The organism is Pseudomonas sp. GW531-T4 (genome assembly GCF_017349615.1).
GTDB classification, from domain to species: domain Bacteria; phylum Pseudomonadota; class Gammaproteobacteria; order Pseudomonadales; family Pseudomonadaceae; genus Aquipseudomonas; species Aquipseudomonas chlororaphis_I.
On the sequence record NZ_JACMZT010000028.1, the window covers coordinates 1 to 20453 of the forward strand.

Consider the following 20453-nt stretch of genomic DNA (forward strand, 5'->3'; position numbering starts at 1 on the left):
GCTCAGACGCTTGGTGAAGCGTGCAGCAGCGGCACCGTTGATCACACGGTGGTCGTAGGACAGCGACAGCGGCAGCATCAGCTTCGGCTGGAAGGCTTTGCCGTCCCAGACAGGCTGGATGGTTGCCTTGGAAACGCCGAGGATCGCCACTTCCGGTGCGTTGACGATCGGCGTGAAGCCGGTGCCGCCAATGTGACCGAGGCTGGAGATAGTGAAGCAGGCGCCCTGCATGTCGTCCGCCGAGAGCTTCTTGGTCCGGGCTTTTTCAGCCAGGGAAGCGGCTTCGGCAGCCAGTTGCAGCAGGCTCTTCTGATCGACGTTCTTGATCACCGGTACCAGCAGGCCATCCGGGGTGTCGACCGCGAAGCCGATGTTCACGTACTTCTTGCGGATGATCGCTTTGCCGCTAGGCGCCAGCGAGCTGTTGAAGTCCGGCAGTTCCTTGAGCAGGTGCGCGCAGGATTTCAGCAGCAGCGGCAGGATGGTCAGCTTGACGCCGGCCTTCTCTGCGACGGCTTTCTGGGCGATCCGGAAGGCTTCCAGCTCGGTGATGTCGGCCGAGTCGAACTGGGTGACGTGAGGCACGTTCAGCCAGCTGCGATGCAGGTTCGATGCGCCAGCCTGCATCAGGCGGGTCATCGGCACTTCTTCGATCTCGCCGAAGCGGCTGAAGTCCACCACTGGAATCGGCGGGATGCCGGCGCCACCGGTTGCGCCGGCAGCTGCCGGAGCTTCCTTGGCCTTCTGCATCATGGCCTTGACGTAAACCTGCACGTCTTCCTTCAGGATGCGACCGTGCGGGCCGCTCGGGCTCACCGCGCTCAGCTCGACGCCGAACTCGCGCGCCAGCTGGCGCACGGCAGGGCCGGCATGAACTTTCGCGCCCGGTTGGGTCGGGGCGGCAGCTGGCGCTGCAGCAGGTGCCGCTGCTGCGGCCGCAGGGGCGGCTTCAGGCTTGGCGGCAGCCGGGGCTGCGGCAGGCGCCGGGGCGGCCGCTGGGGCAGCGCCTTTGACCTTCAGCTTGAGGATCAGGTCGCCGGTGCCGACTTCGTCGTCCAGCTTGATCGCAACGCTTTCCACGATGCCGGCGGCTGGCGATGGAATTTCCATGCTGGCCTTGTCGGACTCGAGGGTGATCAGCGACTGGTCGGCTTCAACGCTGTCGCCAGCCTTGACCAGGACTTCGATGATCTTGGCCTTGCCGGCCGAGCCGATGTCCGGAACGTGGATGTCCTGGACGCTGTCGGCTACCGGGGCGGCAGGTGCGGCAGCAGCCGGTGCCGGAGCAGCAGCGGCCGGAGCGGCGGCCTGGGCAGGCGCAGCGGCGGCAGGGGCGGCGCCGGCCACTTTCAGGGCCAGGATCAGGTCGCCGGTGCCAACTTCATCGTTGAGCTTGACGCTGATGCTCTCGACCACGCCCGCGGCTGGCGATGGGATTTCCATGCTGGCCTTGTCGGATTCGAGGGTGATCAGCGACTGGTCGGCCTCGACGGTGTCGCCGACCTTGACCTGGATCTCGATGATCTGGGCCTTGCCCGACGAACCGATATCCGGCACGTGGACCTGCTGGGTCGAAGCGGCGGCAGGTGCAGCGGCAGGGGCGGCAGGAGCCGGCGCTACAGCTGGTTTTTCCTCGGCCTTGGCAGCCGGAGCGGCGGCCGCTGGCGCCGCGGCAGCGGCACCCTCGACTTCCAGTTCCAGCAACTCGTCGCCTTCTTTCAGGCGATCGCCCAGCTTCACTTTCAGGCTCTTGATGACGCCGGCTTTGGGCGCCGGAACTTCCATGCTGGCCTTGTCCGATTCCAGCGTCATGATGCTCTGGTCGGCTTCGATACGGTCGCCGACCTTCACAAACAGTTCGATTACTTCACCTTCACCGCTGCCGATGTCAGGTACGCGAATGAGTTCGCTCACAAAAAATCTCCTCAGCAGTCCAGTGGGTTGCGTTTTTCCGGGTTGATGCCGAACTTGGTGATGGCCTCGGCCACGACCTTAGGTTCGATGTCACCACGGTCAGCCAAGGCTTCCAGGGCTGCCAACACCACGAAATGACGGTCGACTTCGAAGAAGTGACGCAGCTTCTTGCGGCTGTCACTGCGGCCGAAACCGTCGGTGCCCAGGACTTTGAATTCCTTGGACGGGACCCACTGACGAATCTGTTCGGCGAACAGCTTCATGTAGTCGGTAGAGGCGATGACCGGACCTTTACGGCCGCTCAGGCACTCTTCGACATAGCTCAGCTTAGGCTTCTGGCCCGGGTGCAGACGGTTGCTGCGCTCGACTGCCAGGCCATCGCGACGCAGTTCGTTGAAGCTGGTAACGCTCCACACGTCCGCGCCCACGTTGAATTCTTCACGCAGGATCTTCGCCGCTTCACGGACTTCGCGCAGGATGGTGCCGGAGCCCATCAGCTGTACGTGGTGCGCTGCTTCGCGGGTGTCTTCCTCGAGCAGGTACATGCCCTTGATGATGCCTTGCTCGACACCGGCCGGCATGGCTGGCTGCTGGTAGGACTCGTTCATCACGGTGATGTAGTAGAAGACGTCCTGTTGCTCTTCGGTCATCTTCTTCATGCCGTCCTGGATGATCACCGCCAGCTCGTAGCCATAGGTCGGATCGAAGGTACGGCAGTTCGGGATGGTGCCCGCCAGCATGTGGCTGTGACCGTCTTCGTGCTGCAGGCCTTCACCGTTGAGGGTGGTACGGCCGGCGGTACCGCCGATCAGGAAGCCGCGGGTACGGCTGTCGCCAGCGGCCCAGGCCAGGTCGCCGATACGCTGGAAGCCGAACATCGAATAGAAGATGTAGAACGGCAGCATCGGCTGGTTGTGGCTGGAGTACGAAGTACCGGCCGCGATGAAGGAGCTCATGGCGCCCGCTTCGTTGATGCCTTCCTCGAGGATCTGGCCCTTCTTGTCTTCGCGGTAGAACATCACCTGGTCTTTATCGACTGGCTCGTAGAGCTGGCCGACGGACGAGTAGATGCCCAACTGACGGAACATGCCTTCCATACCGAAGGTACGGGCTTCGTCCGGGATGATCGGGACGATGCGCTGGCCGATTTCCTTGTCCTTGACCAGTTGCGCGAGGATCCGCACGAAGGCCATGGTGGTGGAGATTTCGCGGTCGCCCGAACCGTCGAGGATAGCCTTGAGGGTTTCCAGTGGCGGGGTCGGAATGTTGAAGCTCTTGGCACGGCGCTGAGGCACGAAACCGCCCAGTGCGGCACGACGCTCGCTCAGGTAACGGGCTTCGGCACTGCCTTCTTCCGGTCGGAAGAACGGCAGGTTTTCGATTTCTTCGTCCTTGACCGGAATGTCGAAGCGGTCGCGGAACAACTTCAGGCTGTCGACATCGACTTTCTTGGTGTTGTGCGCGGTGTTCTTCGCTTCGCCGGCGCCGGTGCCATAACCCTTGATGGTCTTGGCCAGGATGACGGTCGGTTGCTCTTTGTGGTTGACCGCTTCGTGGTAGGCCGCATAGACCTTGTACGGGTCGTGGCCGCCACGGTTGAGTTTCCAGATTTCCTCGTCGGACAGGTCTTCGACCATTGCCTTGAGTTCAGGCGTGTTGAAGAAGTGCTCACGCACGAAGGCGCCGTCTTTGGCCTTGTAGTTCTGGTACTCGCCGTCGATGACTTCGTCCATGCGGCGTTGCAGGATGCCGTGGGTGTCCTTGGCCAGCAGTGGGTCCCAGAAACGGCCCCAGATGACTTTGTTCACATTCCACTGGGCGCCACGGAACACGCCTTCGAGTTCCTGGATGATCTTGCCGTTGCCGCGAACCGGGCCGTCGAGGCGCTGCAGGTTGCAGTTGATGACGAAGATCAGGTTGTCCAGCTTCTCGCGGCCGGCCAGGGAGATTGCGCCCAGGGATTCCGGCTCGTCGCACTCGCCGTCGCCCATGAAGCACCAGACTTTCTGCTTGCCTGGCTGGATGAAGCCGCGGGCTTCCAGGTACTTCATGAAGCGCGCCTGGTAGATCGCCTGGATCGGACCCAGACCCATGGATACGGTCGGGAACTGCCAGAAGTCAGGCATCAGCCATGGGTGCGGGTAGGAGGACAGGCCGTTGCCGTCCACTTCCTGGCGGAAGTTGTTCATCTGGTCTTCGCTGATGCGGCCTTCCATGAAAGCGCGAGCGTAGACGCCAGGGGAGGCGTGGCCCTGGAAGTAGATCAGGTCGCCGCCATGTTCTTCGGTTGGCGCCTGGAAGAAGTAGTTGAAGCCGATGTCATACAGAGTCGCACTGGAGGCGAAGCTGGAGATGTGACCGCCCAGGTCAGAATCTTTCAGGTTCGTACGCATGACCATGGCCAACGCGTTCCAACGTACCAGCGAGCGAATGCGGCGTTCCATGAACAGGTCGCCAGGCATGCGTGCTTCGTGGGTGACGGGAATCGTGTTGCGGTACGGCGTGGTGATGGCGTAGGGCAGTTGCGAGCCGCTGCGGGTCGCGAGTTCGCCCATGCGGGTCATCAGATAGTGAGCACGGTCTTCGCCTTCTTTGTCGAGAACCGATTCCAGGGCGTCCAGCCATTCCTGGGTTTCGACGGGATCGAGGTCTTGCATGGCTTGCTCCAGGGCGGAAAGGCTTCCAGAATCGGTTGCCTGAGTTTGCGACTGGCCTTGTGGGCAGACGATAAAATTCTTGGATTGCCGGAGGTTGATACGGCGGCGTGTAGTTTTACTACAAATCGTCGGCCATTTCAGCCTTTCGAATGTATAGACGAGTAGTAAAACTACAGAAGATTGGCTTGTGGCCTCCTGCTGTGTTGTGAGAATAATCGTTACTGTTGGTCGATTTCCAATACCAATGGGTAAGAATTTGATGCTGGCTGCCAAAATAATAAAAATTTCAGCTATTTCTAACTTTTGTTCGACAGTCCTTCAAGGGCCGCGCCCGCAGAATTTGCCCCGACCGCCCCTTTCTACGCCGATCAAGGATAGCCCATGAGCCTGCCCGCGCTTGCCGAACTCCCAGCGATTCTCCTGCCTTTTGTCAGCCGTGCGGAGCAGTCGTTCCGTAGCGCCGTGGCGACCCTGGACGACGATCATGGGCTCGCCGCCTGGCCCCCCGAACGCTGGGCCGAGTTTGCCCGGGTGAGCGCCGCCAGCGACTTCTTCATTGAACAGAGCCTTCGTGACCCTTTGATGTTGCTGGAGCTGGTGCACGGCGGCGAACTCGACCGCGGCTTCGGCCCGGGCGAGCTGTGCGCGCAGATCGCCGCAGCGGTGCAGCAGGCCACCAGTGAAGACGAACTGGGGCGGGTGCTGCGGCGTCAGCGCAATCGTCATCAGGTGCGGATCATCTGGCGCGACCTGACGCGCCAGGCGGATCTGGTGCAGACCTGCCGCGACCTGTCGGACATGGCCGACGCCTGCATCGACCAGGCCTATCAATGGTTGTACCAGCGCCACTGCGAGCAGTTCGGTGTTCCCACCGGCCGACGCAGCGGCGAGCCGCAGCAGATGGTCATCCTCGGCATGGGCAAGCTGGGCGCCGTCGAGCTGAACCTGTCGTCCGACATCGACCTGATCTTCGCCTACCCCGAAGGCGGGGAAACCGTGGGCGTGAAGCGTGCGCTGGATAACCAGGAATTTTTCATCCGCCTGGGGCAGCGCCTGATCAAGGCGCTGGACCCGATGACCGTCGACGGTTTCGTGTTCCGCGTCGACATGCGCCTGCGGCCCTATGGTTCGGCGGGCGCCCTGGTGCTGAGTTTCAATGCGCTGGAGCAGTACTACCAGGATCAGGGCCGCGACTGGGAACGCTACGCGATGATCAAGGCGCGGGTGGTGGCGGGCGACCAGGTTGCCGGCGCGCAGTTGCTCGATATGCTGCGGCCTTTTGTCTATCGGCGTTACCTGGATTTCTCGGCGATCGAAGCGCTGCGCACCATGAAGCAGCTGATCCAGCAGGAAGTGCGGCGCAAGGGCATGGCCGACAATATCAAGCTGGGTTCCGGCGGGATCCGCGAAGTCGAGTTCATCGCCCAGGCTTTCCAGCTGATTCACGGCGGGCGCGACCTGAGCCTGCAACAGCGTCCTCTATTAAAGGTGCTGACCACCCTGGAGGGGCAGGGTTACCTGCCGCTCGCGGTGATCGCCGAGCTGCGTGAAGGTTACGAATTCCTGCGTTACACCGAGCACGCGATCCAGGCGATCGCCGACCGGCAGACGCAGATGCTGCCGGACAATCCACAGGATCAGGCGCGCATTGCCTTCATGCTGGGGTTTGCCGATTGGGCGGCGTTCCATGAGCGCCTGATGTATTGGCGCGGTCGGGTGGAGTGGCATTTCCGCCAGGTGATCGCCGACCCGGATGAAGACGAAGGCAACGAGTGCGAAGTGGTGGTCGGCGGCGAATGGCTGCCGCTGTGGGAAGAAGCCCAGGACGAAGAAGCGGCTTGTCGGCAGTTGCAGGAAGGCGGTTTCAATGACGCACCCAAGGCGCTCAGGGCGCTGGCCGGCCTGCGTGGCAGCCCGCAATTGCGAGCCATGCAGCGTTTGGGGCGAGAGCGCCTCGATGCCTTTATTCCGCGCCTTTTGGCCCAGGCGGTGGAACATGCTGATCCGGACCTGGTGCTGGAGCGCGTGCTGCCGCTGGTCGAGGCGGTGGCGCGGCGTTCCGCCTACCTGGTGCTGCTCACCGAGAACCCTGGGGCCTTGCGCCGCTTGTTGACCCTGTGTGCCGCCAGCCCGTGGATCGCCGAGCAGATCACCCGCTTCCCGCTGCTGCTCGATGAGTTGCTTAACGAGGGCCGTCTGTTCAAGCCGCCATTGGCGCCGGAACTGGCCGCCGAGTTGCGCGAGCGCCTGACGCGCATCCCCGAGGACGATCTGGAACAGCAGATGGAGGCGCTGCGTCACTTCAAGCTGGCCCACCGTCTGCGAGTGGCGGCTTCGGAAATCGCCGGCAGCCTGCCGTTGATGAAAGTCAGCGATTACCTGACCTGGCTGGCCGAGGCGATCCTCGAGCAGGTGCTGGCCCTGGCCTGGCGCCAGACGGTGGCCAAATACGGCGCTCCGCAGCGCACCGATGGCACCTTGTGCGATCCCGGCTTCATTATTGTCGGTTATGGGAAAGTCGGCGGCCTGGAACTCGGGCATGGTTCCGACCTGGACCTGGTGTTCATCCATGACGGCGATCCGCAGGCGGAAACCGATGGCCCGAAACCGATCGACGGCGCGCAGTTCTTCACCCGCCTGGGCCAGCGGATCATTCACCTGCTGACCACCCAGACCAACTCCGGCCAGCTGTACGAAGTGGACATGCGCCTGCGGCCGTCCGGGGCGTCGGGCTTGCTGGTGAGTTCGCTGGGGGCGTTCGCCCGTTATCAGGAGAACGAAGCCTGGACCTGGGAGCATCAGGCGCTGGTGCGCGCCCGGGTATTGGTAGGTAGCCAGGATGTCGGCCAGGCCTTCGAGAAAGTGCGGGCTGCGGTGCTGGGGCGTGCCCGTGACCTGCCCAAGTTGCAGCAGGAGGTCAGCGAGATGCGGGCCAAGATGCGCGACAACCTGGGGACCAAGGCGACGGCCGCCGGAACCGCGGCAAATGCCTTCGAGGCCACGGCGCCGTTCGACCTCAAGCAGGACGCCGGAGGTATCGTCGACATCGAATTTATGGTGCAATACGCGGCCCTGGCGTGGTCGCAAGAGCACCCGTCATTGCTGCGCTACACCGACAATATCCGCATTCTGGAAGGTCTGGAGGAAGTCGGGCTGATGCCCGCGACCGACGCCAGTCTGCTGCGCGAGGTCTACAAGGCCTACCGTTCCGCGGCTCACCGCCAGGCCTTGCAGAACGAGGCCGGGGTCATCGCCGGCGACCAGTTCGCCAGCGAGCGACGGGAGGTATTGCGGATTTGGCGCGAGCTGGGGCTAAGCTAGGCAGCGTGCGCTGCGTTGCCACAAATGTATCCGGCGAGCCCTGTTGCGGCTCGTCCACAATGAGCTGGCGGTGAATGCCGCAGGGCTGGATTCTCGAGGCGGGGAGGCGTAAGCCTCCCCGGTTCGTTTTTGGAAACCACATGAATATTCTGATTGTTGGGCCCAGTTGGGTCGGTGACATGGTGATGGCGCAGACACTCTTCCAGTGCCTGAAACAACGCCATCCTCAGTGCGAGATCGACGTGCTGGCCCCCGAGTGGAGCCGGCCGATCCTGGAGCGCATGCCGCAAGTGCGGCAGGCCTTGAGCTTCCCGCTCGGCCACGGCGTGCTGGAACTGGCGACCCGCCGGCGCATCGGCAAATCCCTGGCCGGCCAGTACGACCAGGCCATCCTGCTGCCCAACTCGTTGAAGTCGGCGCTGGTGCCGTTCTTTGCCGGCATCGCGCAACGTACCGGCTGGCGCGGCGAGTTCCGCTACGGCCTGCTCAACGACGTGCGCACGCTGGACAAAGAACGTTATCCGCTGATGATCGAGCGCTTCATGGCGCTGGCTTACGAGCCGGGCGCCGAGCTGCCCAAGCCGTATCCGCGTCCCGACCTGCAGATCGACCCGGCCAGCCGCGAAGCGGCGCTGGCCAAGTTCGGCCTGACCCTGGACCGCCCGGTGCTGGCGCTGTGTCCGGGAGCCGAGTTCGGCGAGGCCAAGCGCTGGCCGTCCGAGCATTACGCCAAGGTCGCCGAGCTGAAGATCCGCGAGGGCTGGCAGGTCTGGCTGTTCGGTTCGAAGAACGATCACGTGGTTGGCGAAGATATTCGCGCCCGGCTGATTCCGGGGCTGCGCGAAGAATCGGTCAACCTCTGCGGCGGCACCTCCCTGGCCGAGGCCATCGACCTGCTGTCCTGCGCCGATTCCGTGGTGTCCAACGACTCCGGGCTGATGCACGTGGCGGCGGCGCTGAATCGCCCGCTGGTGGCGGTGTATGGCTCGACGTCGCCGGGTTTCACCCCGCCGCTGGCCGACCAGGTCGAAGTCGTGCGCCTGGGCATCGAGTGCAGTCCGTGCTTCGATCGCACCTGCCGCTTTGGCCATTACAACTGCCTGCGCCAGCTGCTGCCAGACTCGGTGGACCAGGCCTTGCAGCGGTTGCAGGGCACCGCGGTCGAGGTTCGGTAAGTGCGGGTACTGTTGATCAAGACTTCCTCCCTGGGTGACGTGATCCATGCGCTGCCGGCGCTGACCGATGCGGCGCGGGCGATCCCCGGGATCAAGTTCGACTGGGTGGTGGAAGAGGGGTTTGCGGAAATCCCGACCTGGCACCCGGCTGTGGATAAAGTGATCCCGGTGGCGATTCGCCGCTGGCGCAAGAACATCTGGCAAACCATCAAGAGTGGCGAGTGGCGGCGCTTCAAGCAGAGCGTGCGTGCGACTCAATACGACTTGGTGATCGACGCCCAGGGCTTGCTGAAAAGCGCCTGGCTGACGCGCTACGTCAAGGCGCCGGTGGCCGGCCTGGACAAGCACTCGGCCCGCGAGCCCCTGGCGGCGCGTTTCTATTCGCGGCGCCTGGCCGTCGCCCGCGGCCAGCATGCCGTAGAGCGTGTGCGCCAGCTGTTCGCCGTGGCCCTGGGTTATGACTTGCCCCAGGGCCTGGGCGATTACGGCCTGAACGTCGAGAAGCTGGTGGAACTGCCGCGGCCCAAGCCGTTCGTGGTGTTCCTGCACGGCACCACCTGGGACACCAAGCACTGGCCGGAAGCCTACTGGCGCGAGCTGGCCGAACGCATGGGCCAACTGGGCGTCGAGGTCAAGCTGCCGTGGGGCAACCCGGCGGAAAAGGCCCGGGCCGAGCGTATTGCCAAGGGCTTGGGCAACGCCACTGTGCTGCCGAAGCTGAACCTGGCGGGTGTCGCCAAGGTGCTGGCGCAAGCCCAGGCCTGCGTCGCGGTGGATACCGGGCTTGGCCATCTCGCAGCGGCGCTGGATGTGCCGACCATTTCCCTGTTCGGCCCGACCAACCCGGGCCTGACCGGCGCCTATGGCAAGGCGCAGATCCATATGGCCAGCGACTTCCCTTGCGCGCCGTGCCTGCAGAAAAAATGCACCTATCAACCGACGGCTGAAGATCAGCGGCGGTTCGACCTGAAACGCGAGTGGCCGTTGTGCTTCACGCGTCTGAATCCTGAGCGTGTCGCCAGCCGGCTGAGCAGGTTGTTACTGGCTGAGGAGCTGCGCTGATGCAATTGGCTTTTGTCCTTTATAAATACTTCCCGTTCGGCGGCCTGCAGCGGGATTTCATGCGCATCGCCCTGGAGTGCCAGAAGCGCGGGCACCAGATCCGTGTCTACACGCTGATCTGGGAAGGCGATGTACCGCCAGGTTTCGAAGTGCTGGTGGCGCCGGTCAAGGCGTTCTTCAACCATCGGCGTAACGAGAAACTCAGTGCCTGGATGGAGGCCGACCTGGCCAAGCGTCCGGTGGACCGCCTGATCGGCTTCAACAAGATGCCCGGGCTGGATGTGTATTACGCCGCCGACGGCTGCTTCGAAGACAAGGCGCAGAACCTGCGTCATTCGCTGTACCGCCGTTGGGGCCGCTACCGGCACTTCGCCGAATACGAGCGGGCGGTGTTCGCCCGGGACGCGAAGACTGAAGTGCTGATGATTTCCGAGGTCCAGCAGCCGCTGTTCATCAAGCATTACGACACCCCGGTGGAACGTTTCCACCTGCTGCCGCCAGGCATCGCCCAGGACCGTCGCGCGCCGGCCAACGCGGCGGAGATCCGCGCCGAATTCCGTCGCGAGTTCGCCCTGAAAGACGATGACTTGCTGCTGGTGCAGATCGGCTCCGGGTTCAAGACCAAGGGCGTGGATCGCAGCCTCAAGGCTGTGGCCGCCTTGCCGCCGGAGCTGAAGAAACGCACCCGGCTATTTGTAATTGGCCAGGACGACCCCAAAGTATTCCAATTGCAGAGCGCCGCATTGGGCCTGGGCGAGCATGTGCAGTTCCTCAAGGGGCGCAGTGATATCCCGCGTTTCCTGTTGGGCGCCGACCTGTTGATCCATCCGGCGTACAACGAAAACACCGGTACTGTGCTGCTGGAAGCGCTGGTGGCCGGCTTGCCGGTGCTGGTCAGCGCGGTCTGCGGTTATGCCCATTACATCGCCGAGGCCGACAGTGGCCTGGTGCTGGACGAGCCATTGGAGCAGGGACAGCTCAATCAATACCTGAACACCATGTTGACCGACGACGCTGCACGCGCGACCTGGAGCCGTAACGGCCTGGCGTTCGCCGAGACGGCCGACCTCTATAGCATGCCGCAGCACGCTGCGGATGTGATTCTGGCGGAGCAACACTGATGAAGTTGATTCTTGCCGAACCGTTCAAGACCCTTTGGGCCGGACGCGATGCGTTCGCCGAAGTCGAGCGTCTGGACGGCCAGGTCTACCGTGAACTCGAAGCCCGCCGTACCTTGCGTACCGAGGTGGCCGGCGAAGGGTTCTTCGTAAAGATTCACCGCGGTATCGGTTGGGGCGAGATCTTCAAGAACCTGCTCACCGCCAAGCTGCCGGTGCTCGGCGCGGGCCAGGAATGGCAGGCTATCCAGCGCCTGCAGGAAGCCGGCGTGCCGACCATGACCGCCGTGGCCTATGGCGAGCGCGGCAGCAACCCGGCCAACCAGCATTCGTTCATCGTGACCGAAGAGCTGGCGCCGACCATCAGCCTCGAAGACTTCAGCATCGACTGGGTCAAGCAGCCGCCGCAGCCCAGGCTCAAGCGCGCGCTGATCGCCGAAGTGGCGCGCATGACCGGCATGATGCACCGCGCCGGGGTCAACCATCGCGACTGCTACATCTGCCACTTCCTGCTGCACACCGACAAGCCGGTGACGCCCGATGACTTCAAGCTCTCGGTGATCGACTTGCACCGCGCCCAGACCCGTCCGGCAATCACCCGGCGCTGGCGCGACAAGGACCTGGCGGCGCTGTATTTCTCGGCCCTGGACATCGGCCTGACCCGGCGCGACAAGCTGCGTTTCCTCAAGGGTTACTTCCAGCAGCCGCTGCGGCAGATCCTGAGCGACGAGGCGGCGCTGCTGACCTGGCTGGAGGGCAAGGCCAACAAGCTGTACGCACGCAAGCAGCGGTACGGAGATGCGCTCTGATGGCGGGTTGGAACCTTGAACCTGGGTATCGGGAGCTGGCGCAGGACTTCGGCAGTCTGGATGCGGTCTTTGCCCTCAAGGGCGAACACCTGACCCGCGACCCGTTGTCGGAGGTCATCCGTGTCGAGCGCAACGGCATCAACTATTACGTCAAGCGCTACACCGGCGCCGGCAAGAATCTGCGGCGCTATCTGGGCAAGCCGCGGGTCAAGTCCGAGTGGCAGAACCTCAAGCGTTTCGCCAAGTGGGGCATTCCCACGGCGGAGGTGGTGGCCTGGGGCCTGGAACGTCGTGGCCTGGCCTACGACCGGGGGGCGATGATCACCCGCGAGCTGCCACGCACCGAAGACCTGTCGGTCCTGGCCGAGCGCAACGACCCGCTACTGGCCGATCGGGCCTGGGTGGACCGGGTCAGCCAGCAGCTGGCACGCTACACGCGGATCATGCATGAGCACCGCTTCACCCATAACGACTTGAAGTGGCGCAACCTGCTGATCGACGACGATGCCCGGCTGTACCTGATCGATTGCCCCAATGGCGATTTCTGGCGCGGTTTCTGGCTCAAGTACCGGATCACCAAGGACCTGGCGTGCCTGGACAAGGTGGCCAAGTATCATTTGTCCGCCACCCAGCGCCTGCGCTTCTATTTGCAGTACCGCCAGCGCACCCGGCTGAATGCCGCGGACAAGTGCCGTATCCGGCATGTGCTGAGATTTTTCGAGGGACGCGAATGACCGATTTCCTGGCGGCTCAGGACCGTGCGTTGCTGGAGCGCCACGGCCTCGACAGCTTCGACGCGTTGTGGGCCAAGCAGCTTGAGGCGGTGGACGAGCCCAATACCGACGGTGGGGGCTGGAGCAGCGTGTATCGCCTCGACCTGGAAGGCCACGGCTACTACCTCAAGCGCCAGAGCAACTACCTGACGCGGACCCTGCACCGGCCGTTCGGCGAGCCGAGTTTCGCCCGCGAATTTCGCAATATCAGCCGCTACCAGCAGTTGGGTATTCCGGCTTTGCAGGCGGCCTTCTTTGGCGAGCGCAAGGTGGCAGGCGAAACCCGGGCGATCCTGCTGACCCGGGCGCTGGATGGCTGGAACGACCTGGACTCGCTGCTGCAACAGTGGGCGCAGCTCAGCCCGGACCAGCACGTGGCGATCCTGCGGGCCTGCGGCCTGCTGGCGCGCCAGCTGCATGCGGTGCGTCAGGTGCACGGCTGTTTTTATCCCAAGCATATTTTTCTGCGGGCCACCGGCGACGGTTACCAGGCGCAATTGATCGACCTGGAAAAGACCCGTCCGCTGTTATTCGGCCAGCGTGATCGGGTCAAGGACCTGGAGCCGCTGTTGCGTCGCGCCCCAGTCTGGAGTGAGGGCGATGTGCGTGCCTTGCTCGCGACCTACCTGGATCAGCCGCAGGACAGCTCGCTGGTCGATGCCTGGCTGAACCGCCTGAGTGCACGCCGCAGCCATAAGGAGACTCGCTGATGCGCCTGTCCGAACTCAAGCAGGCCGGCCGTGCGCCAAGCCTGCCGTTGAGCCTGGAGCTGGCCGACGCTGCTGGACCTGCGACGCTGCAGTTGTTCAGTCTGCTGCGGGTGCTGCCAGGGCAGCGTTATGTCGGCGCCGGTGTCTGGCGCGGGCGTCCGGTGCTGGCCAAGTTGCTGGTGGGCGCCAAGGCGGCGCGGCATTTCCAGCGTGAGCTGCAGGGCGTGCGCCTGCTTGAAGAACAGGGCATGACCACGCCGCTGCTGCTGGCCGACGGCCTGAAGGAAGGCGAGGGCGGCTGGCTGTTGTTCGAGTTCCTGGAAGGTTCCGAGAGCCTGGGCGATGCCTGGAAACAGGTGGAATCGTTGCCGGCGCTGGCCGATGAGCAGCAGGCGGTACTCGCCGAAGCCCTGGCCGCCATCGCCGAATTGCACAGCAAGGGCCTGTGGCAGGAAGACCTGCATCTGGACAACCTGCTGCGTCATCAGGGCAAGCTGTACCTGATCGACGGTGCCGGGATCTGCGTGGAACAGGCAGGCAAACCGCTGTCCCGGCAGAAGGTCCTGGAAAACCTCGGGGTGTTTTTCGCCCAGTTGCCCAAGAGCCTGGAGCCCTTCACCGAAGAGCTGCTGGTGCATTACCTGCTGAACAATGCCGAGCATGCCTTGCCGCTGGAAGCCTTGCAGAAGCAGGTGGACAAGGTGCGCAGCTGGCGCTTGAAGGATTTTCTCAACAAGATCGGTCGCGAGTGCACCCTGTTCAGCGTGCTGCGCGGTCCCTTCGCCTTGCGGGCGATTCGGCGCGAGGAAGAAGCAGCGATGCTGCCGGTGCTGGAACAGGCAGACGCGCTGCTGGACCGGGGGCACCTGTACAAGACCGGTGGCGCCGCCAGCGTCGGCCGGGTCGAAGTGGCGGGCCGCACCCTGGTGGTCAAGCGCTACAACATCAAGGGTTTTGCCCATTGGCTCAAACGCTTCTGGCGCCCCAGCCGGGCCTGGCATTCGTGGCAGGAAGGCAATCGCCTGGCATTCCTCGGCATTGCCACGCCCAAGCCGCTGGCCTTGCTGGAGAAGCGTTTCCTCTGGCTGCGCAGCCGGGCCTATCTGGTGACCGAATACCTGGCCGGGCCGGACATCATCGAGCGCTTCGCGCCCTATATCGATAGCGGCGCAGCTCCAGAGGCCGAGTTGCAGGCGCTGGACCGGCTGTTTGCCGAGTTGATTCGCGAACGCATCAGCCATGGCGACTTCAAGGGGCACAACCTGTTCTGGCAAGAGGATCGCTGGGCGCTGATCGACCTGGACTCCATGTGCCAGCATCACAGTCTCGGCAGCTTCGCCCCGGCCTACGCCCGCGACCGGGCGCGCTTCATGCGCAACTGGCCGCAGAGCAGCGCGCTGTATCAGGTCATCGACCAGCGCCTGCCTAAAACCGCCGAATCGTCCGTAGGCTAAGGCCTGTAGCCGCTGCCGCAGGCTGCGATCGAGCGCGAAGCGGTCGCGCTCTGGAGATCGCAGAAAGGCTCTTCGAGCCTTATCGCCGCCTGCGGCAGCGGCTACAGATCCCTCGCAAGCCATATTTGGCGCCAGCGCCCGGCGCTGAAACGTCAGGGATCATCCCGCGGCAGGTTTACGCTATAATCCCGCCCTTTAGCTGTTTCTCGCCCCTGGCGGGGAGCACATTAATTCCAGGCGCACGTCGCCTGCATGCAGACTTAAGAGGCTAGACCCCTGTGGCATTGACGATTCTTGGCCTGTCCGGCGCCCTTAGCCATGATCCTTCCGCAGCGCTGTACATCGACGGCAAGCTGGTGGCGGCTGCCGAAGAAGAGCGCTTCGTACGCGATAAACATGCAAAGAACCGCATGCCCTACGAATCGGCGAAGTTCTGTCTGGAACAGGCCGGCATCAAGCCTTCCGACGTTGACGTGGTAGCGATTCCGTTCGCGCCGATCAGCCTGTTCGGCAAGGCCCGCTGGCACTACGCCAAGCGTTACTGGTACGCCCCGGACCGCGCCCTCGACGCGATCCTGATGGGCAACCGTCGCTACAAGCGTTATCGCAACAAGATCGTCTGGTGCCTCGAGCAACTGGGCTTCGATCCGAAGAAGATCAAGATCGAGCCGGTCGAGCACCACCTGGCCCACGCTTCCAGCGCCTACCACTGCTCCGGCTTCAAGGAGAAAACCGCGATCCTCGGGATCGACGGCAAGGGCGAGTACGCCACGACCTTCTTCGGCTACGGCGAAAACGGCAAGATCCACAAGATCAAGGAATTCTACGATCCGGACTCCCTGGGCGGCCTGTATGGCGCGATCACCGAGTTCCTCGGCTTCGAGATGCTCGACGGCGAGTTCAAGGTCATGGGCATGGCGCCGTACGGCGATGCCAGCAAGTACGACTTCTCCCGCCTGGCCAGCTTTGAAAACGGCGAACTGGTGATCAACACCGATTACGCCAACGTCATCGGCCTGCGCCGCTATAAAGAGAAGGGCAAGGGTTTCTACTTCTCGCCGAAGCTGATCGAGTGGCTGGGTCCGAAGCGCGAAGGCGACATCGCCGACGAGCCGTACATCCACTACGCGGCCAGCATGCAGGCGCTGTTCGAGAAGCTGGCGCTGCAGATGATCGACCACTACCTGGGCGACATCCTCAAGGAAACCGGCAAGCTGGCCTTCGCCGGCGGCTGTGCGCTGAACGTCAAGCTGAACCAGAAGATCATCGCCCGTCCGGAAGTCAAAGAGCTGTTCGTGCAACCGGCGTCCGGCGATGCCGGTACCGCGGTCGGTGCCGCGGCCTATGTTTCCCACGCGCGCGGCGTGCCGGTGGAGAAGATGGAACACGTCTATCTCGGCCCGTCCTACAGCAACGAAGACGTGATCGCCGCCTGTGCCCGTCACCCGAACAAGCCGGCCTGGCGCCAGATCGACAACACCCCCGAGCGTATCGCCAAGATCATGGTCGACGGCAACCCGGTGGCCTGGTTCCAGGGCCGCATGGAGTTCGGTCCGCGTGCCCTGGGCGGTCGTTCGATCATCGGTTGCCCGAGCGCTACCGGCGTGGCCGACCGGATCAACGAGCAGATCAAGTTCCGCGAGCGCTGGAGGCCTTTCTGCCCGTCGATGCTCGACACCGTCGGTCCGCAGATGATCAAGGTCGATCACCCCGCACCGTTCATGACCTTCACCTTCGAAGTGGCGGAAGAGTGGAAGACCCGCGTGCCGGAAGTGGTCCACGAAGACGGCACTTCCCGGGCCCAGGTGCTCAAGCGCGAATACAACCCGCGCTACTACGACATGATGAAGGCCCTGGAAGTCCTGACCGGCAACGGCGTGTCGCTGAACACCTCGCTCAACCGCCGTGGCGAGCCGATGATCTGCTCGCCGACCGACGCCCTGAACATGTTCTTCGGCTCCGATCTGCAGTACCTGATCATGGAAGACATCCTGGTGGTCAAAGACGGCGTGGATCCTTATGACACGCTCGGCTGAGCGCCACGTCCTGCAGTTCTGCCACGGCTATGACGGGCCGTTCCTGGACTGTGCCCGGCAATATGCCAGCCTGTTCGCGGGCAGCGGCTATCGCGTGACCACGGTGTTCCTCACCGGGGTCGCCGATGCCGAGGTGGCCGATGGCTGCGCCAGCGACGAAGTGCTGTTCATGGAATACAGCTCCAAGGCCATCCGTGGCCTGAAGCTGGGGGCTATACGCGACCTGCGCAAGATCGCCGCGTCGCGCAACTTCAGCTTCTGCATCGCCCACCGCTTCAAACCGATCTACATCGCATTGCTGGGCACCGCGTTGCCGGTGATCGGTGTGCATCATGCGTTTGGCGATTACCAGCGCGGCAGTCGCCGCCTGTTCGCCAACCTGTTCCGCAAGCGCCTGAGCCTGCTCGGTGTGTCCGATGCGGTGCGCGACGACATGCGCGGCTGCCTGCCGCAGTGGCCGGCGGCGCGGATCCAGACGCTGTACAACCGGATCGACGTCGAAGCCTTGCAAGCGACCCAGCTACCGAAGGCCGAAGCGCGCCGGGAGCTGGGGCTGTCGTCTTCCGCCTGGATCGTCGGCAATGTCGGGCGTCTGCATCCGGACAAGGATCAGGCCACCCTGCTGCGCGGATTTGCCGCGGCCTTGCCGGGGCTGCCTCGGGAAAGCCAGCTGGCGATTCTCGGCAGCGGGCGCCTGGAGCAGAACCTCAAGGACCTTTCTCGTGAGCTGGGCATCGCCGACCGCGTGCTGTTCCTCGGCCAGGTCACAGAAGCCCGGCGTTTCTTCCGCGCTTTCGATGCCTTCGCCCTGAGCTCCGACCACGAGCCCTTCGGCATGGTGCTGCTGGAGGCCATGGCCGCCGGCGTGCCGCTGCTGGCGACGGCCTGTGGCGGGGCCAAGGAAGTGGTCGAAGGCGTCGGCATCCTGTTTCCGCTGGGCGATGCCGAGCATATGGCCCAGGGCCTGCAACACCTGGCCGGGATGGATGAGAACCAGCGCCTGCTGTGTGCCGAGCTGATGTTCGAGCGCCTGCGCGAGCGATTCTCCGACCGCGCTGTTCGCGACGCCTTCTGGCGTCTGCCGCAAGTTACCGATCTGACCGCGAGGCCCTGATGCTCAATCGATTCCAAGGCTGGCGCGAGCGTGGCTGGTCGGTCGTCGACGCCTCGACTTATGCCGCTGCCTGGCAGCGTTTTGGCGGCAGTGTCGCCACCCATCCTTTGGTGGTGGAGCGCCTGGCTAACCTGGCGGGCATTCCGGTCCGCTACCTGGCCTGGGAACAAGCCGGCGAACTGCGGGCGGCGATCCCGACCTGGGGGCGCGACCTGGCGCTGTCCAAGGACGTGCTCAAGCGTCGCGGCAAGAAAGGCCTGTTCGACCTGGGCAACGCCGAGCTGATCCTGCCGGCCGCGCCTGAGGCCCAGGCCCCGCTGCGTCATCGCGGCCGTTACCTGTCGGCCTTGAACCAGGGCCGCTTCAGCACCCTCAAGCTCCAGGCCGAACAACTGGCCATGGCTCGCACGCCTGAAGAGCTGTCGAAGAAGTTTCGCTACAACCAGCGCCGCGAGCTGCGCCTGCTGGAAGAGGCGGGCGGCATGGTGCGTCCGGTCGGCGAGTTCTCCAGCCAGGAGCTGGCGGCCATCTACTGCGATCTGTTCCAGCGGCGCTGGGGGTTCCCGGCCACCGGTGCCGAGCGCATGGCCGAAGTCATCGAGTTGCTGCGCGAGCTGCTGATCGGCTCGGTGATTTTTCTCAACGATGCGCCGATCGCCATTCAACTGGTGTACCGGGTCGAAGCGCCGGAGTGGATCAGCGTCGAATACATCAACGGTGGCGTCGATCCTGAAACCCGCGAGTTCAGCCCTGGCAGCGTGTTGAGTTTCCTCAATACGCAAAGTGCCTGGGAACAGGCGCGGGCCATCGACAAGCCGCTGCGTTTTTCCTTCGGTCGCGCCGATCGCGAGTACAAGGATCGCTGGTGCAACCCCGTTCCGGTGTTCACGGTATGAATCAGCCACCGAGTCGCAAGCAACAGTTGCTCAAACGCCATCGCCGGCAGAAGCGCCTCGCTCTGCTGATTGGCCTGCTGGTACTGGTGGCCGTCGGTGTGCTGGTGGCCTGGTGGTTGCCGCTGCTGCTCGCGGTGCTGGCCTGGGTGGCCCATGAGGCCTGGTTCGCCGACCACCTGTTTTATTCGCCCCGGGACGATTATCAGTACAGCTTTCCGTTCGGCACCGAGCAGCCCAAGGTCCACCTGGACAAGGAGCGCCTGGTGCTGGACCAGGCGATCGACCTGGCGGGGGATGAAACCCTGATCCTCGCGGTAAAGGTCAGCAGCACCTGGCTGGGGCGCTTTTTCGACCCTTGCGTCTCTTTGGCGGGGCAGGATCGGCAGACATTCGAGCGCGGCGTGAACGGCTTGCGTTATCTCAACCTCAGCGGGCTGGCACGGCCTCTGGCCAGCGGCAAGCTGCAACTGCGCGGGCGTTTCTGCCGGGTGCACGGCGAGCCGCTGTTGTCGGTGTTCCGCGAGCCGGACTATCGCCACCAGCGGGTGATGGTCATCGCCCCCCATGCCGACGATGCAGAACTGGCCGCCTTCGGTCTGTACAGCCAGGCCGACGAAACCTGGATCGTCACGCTGACCGCGGGCGAGATCGAGGCCGAGCATTACCGGCAGATGGGCATGAACGGTGCCGATGCGGCGCGGATCAAGGGCCGGCTGCGGGCCTGGGACAGCATCGCGGTGCCGCGTTGGGCCGGGGTTGCCGAGGCGCGCTGTGTGCAGCTGGGGTACTTCTGCCTGCAACTGCCGGCCATGCAGGCAGCGCCGAATCGCCCTGTGGCGTCCCGCGAGGCCGAGCTGTCGGATATCCGCCTGTTCCGCCAGTTCAATTCGTTCCCGCTGCCAGCGGATGCCGATGGCGCGCCGACCTGGAACAACCTCTTGGCCGACCTGCGGGCGTTGTTGCTCAAGGCGCGCCCCGAGGTGATCGTGCTGCCGCATCCGACACTCGACCCGCACCCGGACCACCTCTGCGCCCAGCAGGCGGTATTGGAAGCGTTGCAGGGGCTGGAGTGGCAGCCGACCACCTTGCTCGGTTACGCCAATCACTTGCATGACAACGACCGTTGGCCGATGGGCGATTCGGGGGCGGGCATTGCCCTGCCACCGGTGTTCGACCCGACCCAGGAGCTCAGGCCCTGCTGCTTGCCGCTATCGGTCGAGCAGCAACGCGACAAGGCGATGGCCCTGGGCATGATGCATGACCTGCAGCCGCGGGCGCCGTTCAAGCGCCGCCTGCGCCGGGTCCTGCAGCGTGTGTTGGCCGGCCGCGCCGCTTCGCCTTATGGCGAGAACGAGTTTTTCCGCAAGGCGGTACGCCGGCATGAGCTGTTCTGGCGTTTGTAAATTGATATTGC

Annotated in this window: 14 protein-coding genes; 12 read left to right on the forward strand and 2 right to left on the reverse strand. The window is 63.8% G+C overall.

The genetic code is table 11. The annotated features are described in order from the left end of the window. The coding region (gene aceF, locus J4D28_RS20760) for a dihydrolipoyllysine-residue acetyltransferase (RefSeq protein ID WP_207246443.1) at positions 1 to 1914 on the reverse strand (1914 nt) is incomplete at its 3' end. An 11-nt stretch (positions 1915 to 1925) separates the two neighbouring features. Continuing rightward, positions 1926 to 4571, reverse strand: a complete 2646-nt coding sequence (gene aceE, locus J4D28_RS20765; RefSeq protein WP_009046644.1) for a pyruvate dehydrogenase (acetyl-transferring), homodimeric type — start codon at positions 4569 to 4571, stop codon at positions 1926 to 1928. A gap of 381 nt (positions 4572 to 4952) precedes the next feature. On the opposite strand from aceE, the gene glnE reads away from it, so the two are divergent. From glnE to J4D28_RS20825, 12 genes are all read left to right on the forward strand, one after another. After that, positions 4953 to 7892: a bifunctional [glutamate--ammonia ligase]-adenylyl-L-tyrosine phosphorylase/[glutamate--ammonia-ligase] adenylyltransferase gene (gene glnE, locus J4D28_RS20770; protein WP_103330896.1), complete on the forward strand. Its 2940-nt coding sequence runs from the start codon at positions 4953 to 4955 to the stop codon at positions 7890 to 7892. A 140-nt stretch (positions 7893 to 8032) separates the two neighbouring features. After that, entirely contained in the window at positions 8033 to 9067 is a 1035-nt protein-coding gene (gene waaF, locus J4D28_RS20775) for a lipopolysaccharide heptosyltransferase II (protein ID WP_103330895.1), read from the forward strand. After that, entirely contained in the window at positions 9068 to 10129 is a 1062-nt protein-coding gene (gene waaC, locus J4D28_RS20780) for a lipopolysaccharide heptosyltransferase I (protein WP_028683756.1), read from the forward strand. Next, entirely contained in the window at positions 10129 to 11250 is a 1122-nt protein-coding gene (locus tag J4D28_RS20785) for a glycosyltransferase family 4 protein (protein WP_009041865.1), read from the forward strand. Before waaC ends, J4D28_RS20785 begins: the two co-directional genes overlap by 1 nt. Further along, the gene (rfaP, locus tag J4D28_RS20790) at positions 11250 to 12056 is read left to right on the forward strand and encodes a lipopolysaccharide core heptose(I) kinase RfaP (RefSeq protein WP_009046648.1); all 807 of its coding nucleotides are present in this window, start codon (positions 11250 to 11252) and stop codon (positions 12054 to 12056) included. Before J4D28_RS20785 ends, rfaP begins: the two co-directional genes overlap by 1 nt. Then, positions 12056 to 12790: a lipopolysaccharide kinase InaA family protein gene (locus J4D28_RS20795; RefSeq protein WP_009046649.1), complete on the forward strand. Its 735-nt coding sequence runs from the start codon at positions 12056 to 12058 to the stop codon at positions 12788 to 12790. Before rfaP ends, J4D28_RS20795 begins: the two co-directional genes overlap by 1 nt. Further along, positions 12787 to 13539: a lipopolysaccharide kinase InaA family protein gene (locus J4D28_RS20800; protein ID WP_009046650.1), complete on the forward strand. Its 753-nt coding sequence runs from the start codon at positions 12787 to 12789 to the stop codon at positions 13537 to 13539. The genes J4D28_RS20795 and J4D28_RS20800 overlap by 4 nt, the downstream gene beginning before the upstream one ends. Then, on the forward strand, positions 13539 to 14993 hold the full coding sequence (locus tag J4D28_RS20805; protein ID WP_009046651.1) for a lipopolysaccharide kinase InaA family protein: 1455 nt from the start codon (positions 13539 to 13541) through the stop codon (positions 14991 to 14993). The genes J4D28_RS20800 and J4D28_RS20805 overlap by 1 nt, the downstream gene beginning before the upstream one ends. Positions 14994 to 15271: 278 nt before the next feature. Continuing rightward, positions 15272 to 17029 (forward strand): carbamoyltransferase, encoded by a 1758-nt coding sequence (locus J4D28_RS20810; protein ID WP_009041869.1) that lies wholly within the window; start codon positions 15272 to 15274, stop codon positions 17027 to 17029. Further along, positions 17013 to 18143 carry a glycosyltransferase gene (locus tag J4D28_RS20815; protein WP_009046652.1) on the forward strand — a complete coding sequence of 377 codons (1131 nt, stop codon included), beginning with the start codon at positions 17013 to 17015 and terminating at the stop codon, positions 18141 to 18143. The genes J4D28_RS20810 and J4D28_RS20815 overlap by 17 nt, the downstream gene beginning before the upstream one ends. Continuing rightward, the gene (locus tag J4D28_RS20820) at positions 18143 to 19039 is read left to right on the forward strand and encodes an antimicrobial resistance protein Mig-14 (RefSeq protein ID WP_103330894.1); all 897 of its coding nucleotides are present in this window, start codon (positions 18143 to 18145) and stop codon (positions 19037 to 19039) included. The genes J4D28_RS20815 and J4D28_RS20820 overlap by 1 nt, the downstream gene beginning before the upstream one ends. Then, positions 19036 to 20442, forward strand: a complete 1407-nt coding sequence (locus tag J4D28_RS20825) for a PIG-L deacetylase family protein (RefSeq protein WP_053268082.1) — start codon at positions 19036 to 19038, stop codon at positions 20440 to 20442. The genes J4D28_RS20820 and J4D28_RS20825 overlap by 4 nt, the downstream gene beginning before the upstream one ends. The last annotated feature ends 11 nt before the right edge of the window (positions 20443 to 20453 follow it).

Excerpts from the sequence above, each read along its gene's own strand:
- aceE (WP_009046644.1), bottom strand. The coding sequence starts at position 4,571 with ATGCAAGACCTCGATCCCGTCGAAACCCAGGAATGGCTGGACGCCCTG.
- glnE (WP_103330896.1), top strand. The coding sequence starts at position 4,953 with ATGAGCCTGCCCGCGCTTGCCGAACTCCCAGCGATTCTCCTGCCTTTT.
- waaF (WP_103330895.1), top strand. The coding sequence starts at position 8,033 with ATGAATATTCTGATTGTTGGGCCCAGTTGGGTCGGTGACATGGTGATG.
- J4D28_RS20785 (WP_009041865.1), top strand. The coding sequence starts at position 10,129 with ATGCAATTGGCTTTTGTCCTTTATAAATACTTCCCGTTCGGCGGCCTG.
- rfaP (WP_009046648.1), top strand. The coding sequence starts at position 11,250 with ATGAAGTTGATTCTTGCCGAACCGTTCAAGACCCTTTGGGCCGGACGC.
- J4D28_RS20795 (WP_009046649.1), top strand. The coding sequence starts at position 12,056 with ATGGCGGGTTGGAACCTTGAACCTGGGTATCGGGAGCTGGCGCAGGAC.
- J4D28_RS20800 (WP_009046650.1), top strand. The coding sequence starts at position 12,787 with ATGACCGATTTCCTGGCGGCTCAGGACCGTGCGTTGCTGGAGCGCCAC.
- J4D28_RS20805 (WP_009046651.1), top strand. The coding sequence starts at position 13,539 with ATGCGCCTGTCCGAACTCAAGCAGGCCGGCCGTGCGCCAAGCCTGCCG.
- J4D28_RS20815 (WP_009046652.1), top strand. The coding sequence starts at position 17,013 with ATGACACGCTCGGCTGAGCGCCACGTCCTGCAGTTCTGCCACGGCTAT.
- J4D28_RS20820 (WP_103330894.1), top strand. The coding sequence starts at position 18,143 with ATGCTCAATCGATTCCAAGGCTGGCGCGAGCGTGGCTGGTCGGTCGTC.
- J4D28_RS20825 (WP_053268082.1), top strand. The coding sequence starts at position 19,036 with ATGAATCAGCCACCGAGTCGCAAGCAACAGTTGCTCAAACGCCATCGC.